This window comes from Caldichromatium japonicum (assembly GCF_011290485.1).
GTDB lineage: Bacteria > Pseudomonadota > Gammaproteobacteria > Chromatiales > Chromatiaceae > Thermochromatium > Thermochromatium japonicum.
The window spans coordinates 71,658-86,911 of record NZ_CP048029.1 but is presented as its reverse complement, the minus strand read 5'-3'; the positions used below and the strand labels follow the sequence as shown (position 1 = coordinate 86,911).

Annotated in this window: 14 protein-coding genes; 6 read left to right on the top strand and 8 right to left on the bottom strand. The window is 60.7% G+C overall.

From position 1 onward, the window contains the following. Positions 1-368: 368 nt before the first annotated feature. The 8 genes from GWK36_RS00400 to GWK36_RS00365 form a co-directional block, all read right to left on the bottom strand. On the bottom strand, positions 369-731 hold the full coding sequence (locus GWK36_RS00400; RefSeq protein ID WP_166269127.1) for a gamma-butyrobetaine hydroxylase family protein: 363 nt from the start codon (positions 729-731) through the stop codon (positions 369-371). A gap of 74 nt (positions 732-805) precedes the next feature. Then, positions 806-2,125, bottom strand: coding sequence for an ATP-dependent protease ATPase subunit HslU (hslU, locus tag GWK36_RS00395; RefSeq protein WP_166269125.1), 1,320 nt, complete (start codon positions 2,123-2,125; stop codon positions 806-808). Positions 2,126-2,194: 69 nt separating this feature from the next. After that, entirely contained in the window at positions 2,195-2,764 is a 570-nt protein-coding gene (gene hslV, locus GWK36_RS00390) for an ATP-dependent protease subunit HslV (RefSeq protein ID WP_166272270.1), read from the bottom strand. Between the two features lie 20 nt (positions 2,765-2,784). Beyond that, positions 2,785-3,204, bottom strand: a complete 420-nt coding sequence (locus tag GWK36_RS00385) for an MbcA/ParS/Xre antitoxin family protein (RefSeq protein ID WP_166269123.1) — start codon at positions 3,202-3,204, stop codon at positions 2,785-2,787. A gap of 97 nt (positions 3,205-3,301) precedes the next feature. Further along, positions 3,302-5,575, bottom strand: coding sequence for a RelA/SpoT family protein (locus tag GWK36_RS00380; RefSeq protein WP_166269121.1), 2,274 nt, complete (start codon positions 5,573-5,575; stop codon positions 3,302-3,304). Further along, positions 5,562-5,864, bottom strand: coding sequence for a DNA-directed RNA polymerase subunit omega (gene rpoZ / locus GWK36_RS00375; RefSeq protein ID WP_166269119.1), 303 nt, complete (start codon positions 5,862-5,864; stop codon positions 5,562-5,564). Before rpoZ ends, GWK36_RS00380 begins: the two co-directional genes overlap by 14 nt. A 78-nt stretch (positions 5,865-5,942) precedes the next feature. Next, the gene (gene gmk / locus GWK36_RS00370) at positions 5,943-6,575 is read right to left on the bottom strand and encodes a guanylate kinase (RefSeq protein ID WP_166269117.1); all 633 of its coding nucleotides are present in this window, start codon (positions 6,573-6,575) and stop codon (positions 5,943-5,945) included. Further along, positions 6,572-7,438, bottom strand: coding sequence for a YicC/YloC family endoribonuclease (locus tag GWK36_RS00365; RefSeq protein ID WP_166269115.1), 867 nt, complete (start codon positions 7,436-7,438; stop codon positions 6,572-6,574). The genes gmk and GWK36_RS00365 overlap by 4 nt, the downstream gene beginning before the upstream one ends. A 145-nt stretch (positions 7,439-7,583) precedes the next feature. Between GWK36_RS00365 and GWK36_RS00360 the strand changes: the two genes are divergently transcribed. The 6 genes from GWK36_RS00360 (at position 7,584) to GWK36_RS00335 (ending at position 15,249) form a co-directional block, all read left to right on the top strand. Continuing rightward, a complete protein-coding gene (locus GWK36_RS00360; RefSeq protein WP_166269113.1) occupies positions 7,584-8,507 on the top strand; it encodes a serine/threonine protein kinase in 924 nt (307 codons plus the stop codon). Between the two features lie 75 nt (positions 8,508-8,582). Then, complete coding sequence (gene ppc, locus GWK36_RS00355) at positions 8,583-11,378, top strand: phosphoenolpyruvate carboxylase (RefSeq protein ID WP_166269111.1); 2,796 nt, start codon at positions 8,583-8,585, stop codon at positions 11,376-11,378. A gap of 251 nt (positions 11,379-11,629) precedes the next feature. Beyond that, complete coding sequence (locus GWK36_RS14620; RefSeq protein WP_210756799.1) at positions 11,630-11,947, top strand: ComEA family DNA-binding protein; 318 nt, start codon at positions 11,630-11,632, stop codon at positions 11,945-11,947. Between the two features lie 83 nt (positions 11,948-12,030). After that, positions 12,031-13,161 (top strand): glycosyltransferase, encoded by a 1,131-nt coding sequence (locus GWK36_RS00345; protein ID WP_166269107.1) that lies wholly within the window; start codon positions 12,031-12,033, stop codon positions 13,159-13,161. Next, positions 13,145-13,924, top strand: coding sequence for a hypothetical protein (locus tag GWK36_RS00340; protein WP_166269105.1), 780 nt, complete (start codon positions 13,145-13,147; stop codon positions 13,922-13,924). The genes GWK36_RS00345 and GWK36_RS00340 overlap by 17 nt, the downstream gene beginning before the upstream one ends. Before the next feature lie 32 nt (positions 13,925-13,956). After that, entirely contained in the window at positions 13,957-15,249 is a 1,293-nt protein-coding gene (locus GWK36_RS00335; RefSeq protein ID WP_166269103.1) for an O-antigen ligase family protein, read from the top strand. Positions 15,250-15,254: the final 5 nt, after the last annotated feature.

The following is a 15,254-nucleotide window of genomic DNA, read 5'->3' as shown; positions in this document are numbered from 1 at the left end:
ACCCAGGATGATGGGCGGCTATCTTAAGCAATTCCGGCGGGATCTGCTCAAGATTGCGGGGCGAGGCGCCCTCCCCGAAGGGCCGTCGCGCATGCGACAATAGGCGGTGAGGACTGCGGATATTGACTGCATTCCAGAGAAAGCTGGAACGGAATCCAAAAAACTCAGTACAAGGGCAGCCAGATGCGTTGCTGCAAATGATTCGGCGCCTCCCTAACCTGGGATCTAGCCTGGCGCAAACCGCCCTCGATCATTCATAGGCTCTTAGCTTACGCCAGAATGACACAAGCGGCTGGAGGGGACGTGCCGCTTGCGCATGATTTTGGGGATGGCTCAAACCTCGGGTATGCCAGGCTTACCCGAGACGTTTAACTGGCAGGGGCCTTGCGCCGATAGCCTGCCCGTTCGAGTTCGGCGAGATAGGCCTGCCAGAGGCACTCGTACTCGGTGGCCAGCTTGTAGAGATAGTCCCAGGAATAGATGCCGGTGTTGTGGCCGTCGTCGAAATGGATGCAGATGGCATAGTGACCGACCGGCTCGATGCGGTCGATCCCGACGTCTTCCTTGCCGACCTGGAGGACCCGCTCCTCCGGGCTGTGTCCCTGGACCTCGGCAGAAGGTGAATAGACGCGCAGATATTCACAGGGCAGCTTGTATCTCTGGCCGTCTTCATAGACTACCTCGAGTATCCGCGAAAACCGGTGGAGATTGAGTTCAACGGGGACTGACATAGGGGTCTGCGGCGAGTTTTGTGTTGAATGAGTTGCAGGGGATGCGGACCTTTTCAAACGGGGTGCATCAGGCGCTACAGGATATAGCGCGACAGATCTTCATCGGCGGCGAGGCCCGCCACATTCTGATCGACATAGACGGCATTGATGGTAATGGTCACCCGATCCAGCTCGGGGGCATTGAACGAGATGTCTTCTAGAAGGCGCTCCATGACCGTATGCAGCCGCCGTGCGCCGATGTTCTCGGTCCGCTCATTGACCTCCCAAGCGATCTCGGCGATGCGCCGGATACCATCCTCGGTGAACTCGAGATTGACCCCTTCGGTCGCAAGCAACGCCTTGTATTGCTCAGTGAGCGAGGCGTGCGGCTCGGTGAGGATGCGCACGAAGTCATCGATGGTGAGCGCCTTGAGCTCGACGCGAATCGGCAACCGACCTTGAAGTTCAGGGATGAGGTCCGAGGGCTTGGAGAGATGAAAGGCCCCGGAGGCGATGAACAGGATGTGATCGGTGCGCACAGCGCCATGTTTGGTCGAGACTGTGGTCCCCTCGACCAGGGGGAGAAGATCGCGTTGGACCCCCTCGCGCGAGACATCGGCCCCGGTCACCCCCTCGCGTCGTGCGACCTTGTCGATCTCATCGATGAAGACGATCCCATTTTGTTCGACGTTTTCTAAGGCGCGGACCTTGAGCTCCTCGTCGTTGACCCTTTTGGCGGCTTCTTCGTCCTTGAGGAGCTTGCGCGCCTCGCGGATCCGCAGCTTGCGCCGCTTGGTGCGCCCTTGACCAAGGTTTTGGAACAGGCTCTGGAGCTGGCTCGACATCTCCTCCATGCCGGGCGGGGCCATGATCTCGATGCCGATCGGGGTCGCTGCCAACTGGATCTCGATCTCGCGGTCGTCGAGCTCGCCCGAACGCAGCTTGCCGCGCAGGCGTTCGCGCGTCGCGCTGCTCCGCCCATCGCCCTCAAAGCTGGATGCCTGGGGCAACAAGGCATCGAGGATACGCTCCTCGGAAGCAACCTCAGCCAGGTCAGCGAGCTTGGCCATCTCTTGTTCGCGCGCCATCTTGACGCTGATGTCGGCCAGATCGCGGATGATCGACTCGACATCCCGCCCGACATACCCGACCTCGGTAAACTTGGTCGCCTCGACCTTGATGAAGGGGGCGTTTGCAAGCTTGGCCAGGCGGCGGGCGATCTCGGTCTTGCCGACGCCTGTAGGCCCGATCATGAGGATGTTCTTGGGGGTGATCTCGGAATGCAGGGGCTCGGGGATCTGGGCGCGCCGCCAGCGGTTGCGCAAGGCGATGGCCACAGCGCGCTTGGCCTCGTGTTGACCGACGATATGTTTGTCGAGTTCAGCCACGATCTGCTGGGGGGTGATGGCCGACATGGCGCTAGGATCTGATAAGCGCTTGTCCATAACGAGATCGATCTTGAGGGTGAAGGCTTGTTCGCGGTTCTAGAGAGAGGTTAGGCTTGCGGCGTCGTCTTTACCAGCCAATTCCTCGATGACCAGGTTGTGGTTGGTATAGACGCAGATGTCGGCGGCGACCTTGAGGGCCTGTTCGACGATCGCGCGTGCGTCAAGCTCGGTATGTGCAAGGAGGGCGCGCGCGGCAGCCAAGGCATAGGGACCGCCCGAACCGATGGCCATGATCTCCTGCTCGGGCTCGAGTACATCTCCGGTCCCCGACAGGATCAGCGAGGTGCTGACATCGGCGATGCACAGCATGGCCTCCAGGCGGCGCAACAGGCGATCGGTGCGCCAATCCTTGGCAAGCTCGACCGCCGAGCGCATCAGGTGACCCTGATGTTTTTCCAGCTTGGCCTCGAAACGTTCAAACAGGGTAAATGCATCCGCTGTCGCGCCGGCAAAACCAGCCAGGACTTGGCCTTTATAGAGCCGGCGAACCTTGCGTGCATTGGCCTTCATTACGGTCGCACCCAGCGAGACCTGGCCGTCGCCGCCGAGCGCGACCTTGCCATCGCGCCGTACCGAGAGGATGGTGGTGCCATGAAACCGAGCCATCATCGCAATCCATCTTGAACTTAGACCGCCTGCCGATAGTCCGCCCGCGAGCCGGTGAGGTCCCAGGCGAAGGTGCAATCGAGGTAAGAGAGTACCGAGATCAGGCCGCTTTCGCCATCCTCAATCATCACTGCAAGTGGCGCGCGGTGACCGAATTGTTTATTGGCACGCCGCATCCACAGCCGGCGCATCTCGGGGTTGCGGGGGAAATAGGTTAAGAGGGCCTGATCGATGCGTACCAGATAGGCCAGGCGCCGATTGATCAGAGGCTCATCGGGAAAGGGCTCCTGGTCGCGAAAGCGTCCAATCTGGCGCGGCTTGATCGACTCGGGAAGGCGCAGGAGGCTGACGATGTCGCGCGCCATCAGCCCCCAGTCGTCCATAAGCTGCATGACATACTGGGTCAGGCGCAGGCGTTCATCGACAGGGGATGCGATCATAGAAAGGTCCTCGGTTGAAAAGGATGTACTGGGAGGTATCGGTGGCAGCGATAGAACCCAGATGGCGTCCATTGCGCCCTATTCCAAGCGTTGGACCTTAAGAACGGGTGAGCCGGGTGATGCGATTGACCTCGGGGATACGCCGCAAGCGGCGCATGATCCGGGCGAGGTGATCGCGCCCGTGCACCAGCAGCCGGAACTCCAGGTCGGTCATCACGCCATCCTTTTCGAGAGTCTGGACGTTCTCGATGTTCGAGCCCAGCTCGGAGATGGCGCCGGCGATCACCGCCAGGACACCGCGCCGATTGCTAACCTCGACCCGGATTTCGCTAGCAAACTCCCCTTCTGGGTCCCTGGACCATTCGACCTCGAGCCGCCGGTCGCGCCGCCCATCCAATCGGGCCAGATTGCGACACTCAAGGCGATGGACCACGATCCCGCGGCCTGGACTGAAGATCGCCATGATGCTGTCGCCAGGGATCGGCAGACAACAGCGCGCGAATTGGATGACCATCCCCTCGGTCCCGCGGATGGCGAAACGGTTTGGGCGCTGCTCCTGATCACTGCGCGTGGGCTGTGCTGGTTCATCGCCATCGGCGCCGAGCAAACGGCGGGCGACCAAGGGGGCAAGGCGGTTACCAAGTCCAATCTCGCTCAAGAGCACATCGAGGCTCGGTAACCCTACCTCTTCCAGATAAGCCGCTAGACGCACGGTATTGAGCGTCTCGATCGTTGCACCTAGATTGGATAGTTCGGCATTGAGCAGGCGCCGCCCCAGGGCCTGGGCCTCGTGCTGTTTGATGTTCTTGAGCTGACTGCGGATATTGGCCCGCGCCTTGGCTGTGACCACAAAGTTTAGCCAGCCGGGATTTGGGCGCGCGCCGGGGGCGGTGATGATCTCGACCGTCTGACCGCTGCGCAGGGGGGTACTCAAGGGGGCCATGCGCCGGTCGATGCGCGCAGCCACGCAGGTGTTGCCGATATCCGAATGGATGGCATAAGCAAAATCGACCGCGGTGGCCCCCCGCTTGAGCGCCAGAATATGGCCCTTTGGGGTGAAGACATAGACCTCGTCGGGGAAGAGATCGACCTTGACGCTTTCCAGAAACTCGACCGAGTTACCGGCTTGGCGTTGCATCTCAAGCAGGTTTTGCAGCCAATCGGCTGCCAAGGCAGTCGGATTGGCTCCCTGGAGGCCAGTCTTATACATCCAGTGGGCAGCAATCCCCGATTCGGCTAAGCGCTGCATCTCCTCAGTGCGGATCTGGACCTCGATCTGGATCCCATGCGGGCCGATCAGTGCGGTATGCAGGGATTGATAGCCATTGGCTTTGGGGATGGCGATATAGTCCTTGAAGCGGCCCGGCACCGGTTTATAAAGATTGTGCACGACCCCAAAAACCCGATAGCAGGTATCGACCCGATCGACGATGACCCGGAAGCCAAAGACATCGGCAAGATCAGCGAAACGCCGCGATTTGTCGCGCATCTTGCGATAGATCCCGTAGAGATGTTTCTGACGTCCCTCGACCCGTCCCTGGATCCCTTCTTGGGCCAGTGCCTGTCTGAGGGCCGTCTCGACCAGATTGATCATCTCGATGCGGGCAGCGCTGTTGCGTTTCTGCAGGGCACTATGGAGGACGCGCCGGCGCCAGGGCCAATAATGGGCGAAGGCGAGTTCTTCAAGTTCGATCCTGATCCAGTTGATGCCGAGGCGGTTGGCGATTGGGGCATAGATGTCCAGGGTTTCGCGCGCGATCCGCAGGCGGGAGTCGCGGCTTATGGCCCCTAGGGTGCGCATGTTGTGCAGGCGGTCGGCGAGCTTGACGACGATGACCCGAATATCGCGGGTCATCGCTAAGAGCATCTTTTGCAGGCTCGCGGCCTGGGCCTCGGCGCGCGATTGGAAGTCAAGCTGGGTGAGCTTACTGACCCCATCGACGAGCTCGGCGACCTCCGGGCCGAAGGCCGCCGCGAGCTGTTCCTTGTCGATCTGAGTATCCTCGATGACATCATGGAGCAGAGCGGCGATCAGACACTGATAGTCCATGCGCATCTCGGCAAGGATGCGCGCGACCGCTAGAGGATGATGGATATAGGGCTCGCCCGATTTGCGTTGCTGACCTTCATGCGCCTTGGCGCTGAACTGATAGGCGCGATAACACTCGCTGATCTGCTCGGGCAGCAGATAGGTCTCGAGATAGGCGCAGAGGTCGCTGACTAGGTCATGTGTCTGGGGGATAGGCGCGACTGATAGGGTAGCGCCCTGCGGCTCACCAGGGCGACGGATGGGTGGCGAGCGAACAGGAGGCGCCGCCGCATCATGGCTGGAGACAGGGGCAGCCACCCCGTTCAGGTCAATCTTTGTCATCCCCGGATGGGTCCTGCTCCTCGTCGGCGTTGGCTAGTTCCATCGCCAGGGCATGCTCTAGGGCGCGCCGTGGATCGTCGAGCTCACGCTGACTCTCCCGGATCATCGCCGGAGTGATCTTACCGGCAGCGATCTCGCGCAAGGCGATCACCGTCGGTTTGTCGTTTTCCGCCGGCACCAAGGGTTCGACCCCATTGGCGAGCTGACGGGCGCGTTTAGTCGCCAACAGGACCAGATCAAAACGGTTTTCCACATATTTAAGACAATCCTCGACTGTAATCCGTGCCATGGGTTTTTCTCTTTGACTGTCGAACCAATAATATCCGCTGCCCTGGAGCGGGGCCGGGGATGGGTATTGTTGAACGATTCAGGCTGCGTCGATCGCAGCCAGGAGCGTCTTGAGACGCTGGCGCTGTACGGCCACGCGGTGACGCGCCGCCGTCACGATCGCATGCAGTGCGGCTAGGGCGGCCTCGAACCGGTCATTGACCACCAAATAATCATATTCAGTCCAGTGCGCAAGTTCAGCGTGCGCTTGGGCCATGCGCCGGGCGATCGTCTCAGAGCTGTCGGTCCTGCGTTCTCGCAAGCGGCGTTCCAGTTCCTCCAGGGTCGGCGGGAGGATGAAGATGCTGATCGCTTCAGGGAAACGGGCACGCACTTGTCGGGCCCCCTGCCAATCGATCTCCAGGAGCAGATCGCTTCCTTTATCGAGATAATGGATGACATCCGCGGCGCGGGTGCCATAGAGGTGATCAAAGACCTGAGCATATTCGAGAAAGGCGCCTGCTGCCAGGGCCTCATCGAAGGCCGCGCGATCCAGGAAATGATAATGGACACCGTCTTGCTCGCCCGCGCGCGGTGGGCGCGTGGTACATGAGATCGACAGTGATAGGCCCGGATCGCATTCGAGCAGGGCCCTGACCAGACTGGTCTTACCTGCCCCTGAGGGGGCAGAAACGATGAATAAAAGGCCAGATGATGGAGAACTGGATGTCATTCGATATTCGCAATTTGTTCGCGCATCTGCTCGATTAAGACCTTGATTTCAACCGCCTCCCGGGTCACAGCGACATCCACGGCCTTGGAGGCCAGGGTATTGGCCTCGCGGTTGAGCTCTTGCAGCAGGAAGTCAAGCCGGCGCCCGACCGGCTCATCGCGACCCAGGACCTCTACGACCTCGGCAAGATGGGCCTCGAGCCGGTCGAGCTCCTCATCGACATCGAACCTCATGGCGATCAGCGCGATCTCCTGTTCCAGGCGCGCGGGATCGAGTTCGGCGCGCAGCTCAGCCAGGCGTTCGCTCAGCCGCCGCCGCGTCCCCTCCAGGACCTCGGGTAGACGCGCCCGCACCCGCGCAATGCAATCCAGCAAACGTTCGCAGCGGTCGCGCAAGGTTCGCGCCAGGCGCTCACCTTCCCGCATGCGGGTCTCGATCAGGACATCGAGAGCTCGCTCGAACAGGGCCAGTGACTCGCCGGCGAGACGATCGATGTCGGGTTCGGGTTCCAGAATGACCCCAGGCCAGCGCAATAGGTCATGGACCGCTGGCTCATAGGCACGGCCCATGAGCGCACCGAGCTCCTGCCCCACCATGAGCAATTGGTATACAAGCGGCTGGTTCAGACGCAAGACATTGTACACCCCGACGGTCGGGGTATAGCGCAAGGTGCAATCGAGCTTGCCGCGTTGAAGGCGGGTTGCCAGCCGGCTGCGGATCTGCGGGTCCAGACCGCGCAATTCCTCGGGTAAGCGGATGAAGGCCTCGAGAAAGCGATGATTGACCGCGCGTACCTCCCAGGTCAATTCTCCGAGCTCGCCGGTCGCTGAGACGCTGGCGAAGGCGGTCATGCTTTTGATCATGGACGTGGCATGCTCTCGAGGGGTTGGTGGACGAATGGGCAATACATCAGGGCTCAAACCACTGCCAGAAGGGGGTAGCTATGTTTATGATAAATCATTTTAAGAACCGATTGGACCGAGTCCCCTTCCCCGTTAAAGCCCACCCATGGCCGCCACCCGCAAGCCCTTACCGCCTGGTACGCAGGTGGGCAACTATCAAATCATCAAGGCCATCGCCAAGGGCGGCTTCAGCCTCATCTATCTCGCCCAAGTTCAGGACGACAGCGAAGAGGTTGTGATCAAGGAATACATGCCTAAACGCCTAGCGACCCGCCATCGCGATCTCCGGGTAGTGCCAAGCAGCATCGAGTATGCCGAATACCTCTATCAGGGATGCAAACTGTTCTTTCAAGAGGTCAGGACCTTGGCGTCGCTCAAACATCCCAATATCGTGCGGGTCCTGGATTTTTTTCTGGCCAACGGCACTGGCTATCTCGTGATGCCCAACGAGCGCGGGCGCAATCTAGGCGCCTATCTACGCGAGCGCAAGGAGGGTCTTAGTACCTCCTTCATCCTCGAGGTCTTTGTCCCGATCCTAGATGCCTTGTCGCTCCTGCACCGGCGTTCGATGCTCCATCTGGATGTCAAGCCCGGCAACATCCATCTGCGCCACGGCAATCTTCCGCTGTTGCTCGATCTCGGGGCGGTTCATTCGTTTAGCCGCAGCAGGGTGCGCGGAGGACAGGTGATCACCGCCGGCTATTCACCTCTCGAACAATATTACCGTCACGGACAGATCGGACCCTGGACCGATGTCTATGCGGTCGGGGCCAGTATCCGCACCTGCATGGAGGGACGCCCACCTCAGCCAGCACCTGAACGTCGCAAGGAAGATCGGGTCGTGCCCGCTGTAATCGCCCTCAAGGAACAGTACCCGCGTTTCTTGTTGGAAGCGGTCGATTGGGCGATGGCCATGGAACCCGAGCAACGGCCACGAGACGCCGAGGCACTGTTGTTGACCTTATTGCCATATCTGGACGATTCCCAGCTCGCTCGGATAGGCCTGCAGATAGCGTCCAAGACCCACTGAATCGATCGCCGATGGTTGAGACCCCAAGGGGGTATAGCATCCAACCGCCGCGCCCAAGAGACAGATTTGACCACCATGAAGAATGAATCCCCGCCAGCTGCTGCGCTGGAGCGCGATATCCAGTTGTTTACGGCCTTATTGAGCGAGGTCCTGCGCGCGCATGGCCGCAAGCGCCTGTTGGTGATTGTCGAACGTCTGCGCGACGGTTTCATGCAATTACGCAACAACGAAAACCCTCAGCTGCGTGCGCGGCTGATGCAGCGCATCGAGACCCTAGACCCTCAGACCCTAGCCGAGGTGATTCGCGCCTTTAGCCTATATTTTGGCTTGATCAATGTCGCCGAGGAACTCAACGCCCATCTGGCGCGCATGGAACTGATCGCCGCCGGCGAACGGCTCTGGATCGGCTCATTCGACGACACCGTGCGCCGGCTCAAGGAAGACGGACTCACCCCTCAGCAGTTGCAAAATCTGCTCGATCGCCTGCGGTATCTACCGGTCTTTACCGCCCATCCTACCGAAGCACGCCGCCAGGTCCTATCCGAAAGCTTCAGACGTCTATTCCTCGCCAGCCAGGATCTACACCGGCTGCGTCTCAACGATGAAGAGCGCGAAGACAAGCTGCAAGAGATCCTGACCCAGATCCAGATCCTGTGGAAGACCGACGAGGTGCGCATCCACAAGCCGCAGGTGAGCGACGAGATCCGACGCGGGCTGTATTTCTTCCGCGAATCATTGTTCGATGCCGTACCCAGGGTCTATCGCTTCCTGGAGAAAGCCATCCGCCGTGCCTATGGTATAGACTGCGGGGTGCAGGTACCGAGTTTCATCCGCTTCGGTTCTTGGATCGGGGGCGACCGCGACGGCAATCCATTCGTCAAACCCGAGACGACTGAGCTTGCGGTGCGGATGCACGCCGAACTGATCATCGAGACCTATCTCGACCGCGTCCAGCGTTTGAATCGGCTCCTTAGCCATTCGAGTACGCTGTGCACGCCCTCGCCGGCCTTTCTCGACAGCCTGGATGCCGATGAGGAATACTGGCAAGAGGTCATGGGCCAACGCCCAAGGCGTTTTCTCCATGAACCCTATCGCCGCAAGCTTGCGCTCATGGCCCACCGGCTCGAGGCCAATCTCGCACGTATCCGCCGGCGCCTCGCGGGCGGCGAGATAAACGGCCTGCCCCTGGGCTATGCCAGCGATGCTGCCTTTCTCCATGACCTCTATCTGATCCGCGACTCTCTCATCCATCATGGCGATGCCAATGCTGCGGCAGGCCCACTTCAGGACCTCATCCGCCTGGCCGAGACCTTTGGGTTTCATTTGGTCCATCTCGATATCCGGCAAGAGGCCAGCCGCCATACTCAGGCCGTCTCCGAGCTCTTCACCCGCCAACCCGGCGCGCCCTATTATCAGGCGTTCAATGAGGAACAGCGCCTGATGGCCCTGTCCGAGGCCATCGCCCACCCCCATCCGTTCATCATCGACAAGTCCACCCTGACGCCGGAGACGCGCGAGACGCTGGAGACCTTTGAGGTCATCGCCCGCATGCGCGCCGAGATTGGGGCGCCGGTCTTTGGCCAATATGTCATCTCGATGACCCACACCGCCAGACAGGTCCTAGAGGTCATGCTCCTGGCCCGCCTGGCGGGTCTCCTGGGCCTGGACAATCAGGGCTGGTTCTGCACCCTTCAGGTCTCCCCGCTGTTTGAGACCATCCAGGACCTAGAGCGGATCGATCAGGTCATGGGGACCCTGTTCCAGGATCCCACCTACCGTGCCCTCCTGCGCGCCAGCGGCAATCAACAAGAAGTCATGCTCGGTTATTCGGATTCATGCAAGGACGGCGGGATCCTGGCCTCGAGTTGGCGTCTATTCGAGGCGCAGAAAAAGATCATGGCGCTGACCGAAGAGCACGGCATCAACTGCCGGATCTTTCACGGCCGGGGCGGGACCGTGGGACGCGGCGGCGGGCCCACCCATGAGGCGATCCTTTCCCAACCAGTCGATACCGTGCACGGCCAGATCAAGTTCACCGAACAGGGCGAGGTCCTGTCCTATCGCTATGCCAATCCAGAGACCGCCCGCTATGAGCTGACCATGGGGATCAGCGGTCTGACCAAGGTCAGTCGCTGTCTCATCGAGCCAGTCAGACCCGAGCACCCCGACTATCTGGCGATCATGGACGAGCTGGCGAGATTGGGTGAGACCGCCTATCGCACCCTGATCTATGAGACCCCCGGCTTTCTCGATTTCTTTTATGAATGTACACCTGTTGATGGGATCGCGCTGTTGAATATCGGCTCGCGTCCCGCTCACCGCCAGCGGGCCGACCGTTCGCTCACCTCGATCCGCGCCATCCCCTGGGTCTTCGGCTGGGGTCAGGCGCGGATCACGCTTCCCGCCTGGTATGGCATCGGCTCGGCCCTCGAGGGCTACCGCAGCGATGACCCGGAACGGCTTGCCAAGCTTCAAGCCATGTATCGGGACTGGCCCTATTTTCGCGCCCTCTTGTCCAATACCCAGATGTCGCTGTTTAAGGCCGAGATGGGGATCTCCCGCCAGTATCTCAAACTCGCCGAGGAAGAGGGGCGCGCCGCCGAGATCTTTGCGCGGATCGAGGCCGAATATCGGCGCACGGTCAAGCAGGTCTTGGAGGTTACCGGCCTTGAGTCCCTGATGGACGAGACGCCCGATCTGCGCCATTCGCTGGCGCGGCGCAACCTGTATCTTGATCCGTTGAACCATATCCAGGTGACCGTCCTCCAGCGTTACCGTTCGGAGCAGGATAAAACATGGCAGGAAGCATGGCTCGATCCCCTACTGCGCTCGATCAATGCCATCGCTGCCGGGCTGCGCAATACAGGCTAGACAGAGCCGCGAGTGGGCCCTCAATCAACTCTCCTGCCCTCATGAGGACTGGGGATGGGATAGAATGCATGGGTCGAGTGCTGATGCTGTCGTTGGTATCATCGATCGAACATCTGGTTTGCAGTGACAAGAGACTCGCATCCCAGAGCCGAGGCAAGGAGGTGATACAGCCAAGTGCCGTCTTTTATTCCGCTATGAGCCCCTGGAAATACCCCTTAGTGTCTTTAACTAGGCCCAATGGAGAAGACCCTATGAGACCCTGGATCGCGCTGTTTCTCGCCACCTTCCTCGTCTTTGGTACGGGCGTCGTCTGGTCCCAGGACAAGATCGATCTCAATACGGCGACCCAGCAGCAACTGGAGTCACTGCCCGGGATCGGCCCGGCCTTGGCGACGCGGATCGTCGAATATCGCCAGACCAAGCCCTTTGCCTCAGTCGAAGAAATCAAGGAGGTCAAAGGGATCGGCGAGGGCAAGTTCATTCAGATTAAGGACCTGATCACTGTCCAGCCGCCTGCCCCGCCCCCATCTGCCCAGGAAAGTGCGGGTGAGGCGGTGTCCAAACCGTAGCAATGGCCCCTTCAGACCGCGCTTGAAGGCTCCGTCAGGTGCGGTCTGTTTGTTACCTCTAAGCGTTTGTAGCATTCGACCCCATGCCGACCGACTCGCGCCCCATCTGTCTCTTCTTACCGAGCTTCGGCGACGGTGGGGTCGAGCGGATGCTGACCCATCTGGCCCTGGGGCTCGATGGTCTCGGCTATCCGGTCGATTTCCTTGTGGACTCATGCGCTGCCCCCTATCTTGAGCTCCTGCCCACAAGTGTGCGCCTCCACCCGTTCGGCGAGCTCAGTCCAAGGTCGCGTCAGGACCTCTTGGCTGACTATGTCAGACAGATGCGGCCCTCCGTAGTGCTCTCGGCCAAGATCGACGACGACCGGATCGCGCTTGCGGTTAAGGCAAAGGTCCGAGGCGATACCCGTTATTTCCTGCGCCCGGGCACTACCCAATCTGAGCGCTGGCGCGCGCGTCAGGCCCCCTTTTTCAAGCGCTGGTGGGAAGGTCATCTCTTGCGCAGGCTCTATCGCCAGGCCGACGGGATCATCGCGGTCTCAGAGGGGGTGGCGCGGGATGTTGCGGCGATCGCTGGGTCTAGATGCGCGCCCATTCAGGTGGTGCGCAACCCCACCATCACCCCGCTCCTCCAACAACAGGCCCAGGCGCCTCTGGATCACCCCTGGTTTGCGCCGGGTGATCTGCCGGTGATCCTGGGAATCGGTGGGCTAAGGCTCCAGAAGGACTTTGGGACCCTGATCCGTGCCTTTGCTTCGGTGCGGCGACAACACCGCTGCCGGCTGCTCATCCTCGGCCAGGGGCGCCAGCAGGCGCGCTTGTCAGAACTCGCTAGCCGACTGGGGGTCGGCGATGCGGTACAACTGGCCGGCTTCGACCCCAACCCCTATCGCTATCTGGCACGCGCCGGGTTATTCGTCCTGTCCTCGCGCTGGGAGGGCTCACCCAATGCCCTGATCGAGGCGCTGGCGCTAGGGGTGCCGGTGGTTGCGACCGATTGTCCTAGCGGTCCGCGCGAGATCCTACAAGATGGGCGCTATGGCCCCTTGGTACCGGTTGGGGATGCCGAGGCATTGGCCCGGGCGATGATCGATACCCTTGATCACCCACTGCCGCCCGAGGTCTTGCGCGAGGCGGTGCGCGACTACCAGGTTGAAGTCAGCGCCTACCGCTATCTGGCTGCATTTGGTCTTCGCGATGCCCCCCTTCTCTGACCGCCTGGTCGATCAGCTTCTCTGGCTGATCGTGTTGTCCAGCCTGGCCGTGTGGCTGTGGAGCGGCTGGAAGCAGGACCAATTGCCGCCGCCGTCCTTCTATGACCTCTCTCGTCTCGTCGAGCCGCGCCAGACCCGCACCCTGCTCGAGCCGTTTACGATCGAATCCCAGGGCGTGCGCTATCGGCTCGTCCCCCATTTTGACTATGAACTCGACGGCGTGGTAGTCAGCTTGCACGACAGCGATGTTTTCTGGGACATCTATCACCGAAAGGACTGGCAGGACTTCATCAATATCCGCGACCTCTGTGTCGTCTGGGGCGAGAACCTGGCCAGCGGTGTCTTTCGCGCCATGCATTACAAAAACACCACCTGGACCTGCTGGATCTCGACCGCCGACCCCGAGGCCGCCCGCCGCTTTGCCTGGGACTGGTTGGCAAACAATCATCTGCTCAGCCATATCGAGCTGGTACAGCGGGCGATCAAATCGGCCAGGGTCGGGGATCAGATCTATCTGCGGGGTCAGCTGGTGAGCTATAGCAACGACCGCGGCTTTCAGCGCGGCACCAGCACCCGGCGCGATGACACAGGCGATGGGGCTTGCGAGACCATCCATGTCGAGGACTTCAAGATCATCCGCCGCGCCAATCCAGGCTGGCGGCTCGTGCGCCGGATCGCCGGCTGGAGCCTGGGTCTGGGCCTGTTGGCTCTGACCCTGATGTTTTTATTTGCGCCATATCGTCCCAGGCGCTCGAGCTACTGAGGCGCGCATTGGGAACCATAACCAACTGCGAGATGCCGCATACAAACCTCTTTATGATCAACGCCTGGCTAAACCGCCGTGCCGAGACGCTGGGGCTGGTGGGGCTTTATCTCTTTGCCCTCTTTGCCTGGCTGGGGACTACCCCCGCCACCTTGGGTCTTGTACTCCTCACCCTGGGCTGGGCCTTTGCGCGACCCAATGGGCGGGCACTGGTGCACGATCCGGTCGGAATTCTGGCCCTGTTGTTCGGCGGGTTTGTACTGGGGCACAGCCTGATCATGGCGGCCCTCGCGCCTAGCGGCACCTCCCCGCAGAAGATGCTTACGGCCGGCCTGGACTGGCTGAAGCTCTTGTTGCTGATCCCCATCGCCCATTGGTGTGCGGGCCAGCCGCAGCGGGTGCGCCGGTTGCTGCTCTTGGCTGCCCTAGGGTTGACGCTCGCCGTTCTGCGCAAGATCGACTGGGCGCAGTTTGGCCCAGAGTTCTTCAGCAACCGCTTCGAGTCCTATCTGCCGGCGATCGCCTTTGGGCTAGTGAGCGGTCTGGGTGCCCTAGGGTTTGTAGCCCTGCGCCAGGCGTTCTGGGCAGGGTGCGGGTCTTGGTGGCGGCTATGCCAGATCCTGTGGCTGCTTTGGCTCGCCTTTATGCTCGAGGGGCTGGTGCTCTCGCAATCGCGCGGGGCTTGGTTGGCCTTTCTCGGTGGTCTAGGCGCCTTAGCCCTCAGTACATGGCAGGCGAGCGGCTGGAATGGGCTGGGCTGGCTGCGCCGACATCCGCGGCAGGTGCTGCTCATCGGGGTGCTCGTTGTCGGCGGCCTAGCGCTGCAGCACGAGACCTTTCTCAAACGCTTTACCAAGCATACCGATACGCTTGTTCAGATCGCACGCGGCGAGTCGGTCACCTCTGACCCCATCGGCCTGCGCTTCAAGGCCTGGTTGTTTGCGCTTGAACGCTGGCAAGAACGGCCCTGGTTCGGCTGGGGAGCGGGCAGTAGCCGCACCCTGATCGCCCAAAGCGGTCGGCCCCAGGACCTATTCGATTATGATCACTGGCTGCCACACCTCCATAGCACCTATGCTGAGCTCCTGGTCCAATTCGGGCTAGTGGGATCGATCCTATTCGGGAGTTGGCTCTTGGCATTGGTTTGGGCAGGCTACAGGGCGCACCAATCCGGTCGTTTACCGCCAGATCTCGGAAGTTTTTATCTGGCGGCCTTGATCTGCATCCTGATCTGGTGTCTGTTCAATTATCGCGCCGTTCATGTGGATTGGCTGTTTATTTGGCTTCTACTCGCCGGCAGCCTGTATGGCTTTAAATCAACATAGGTGTC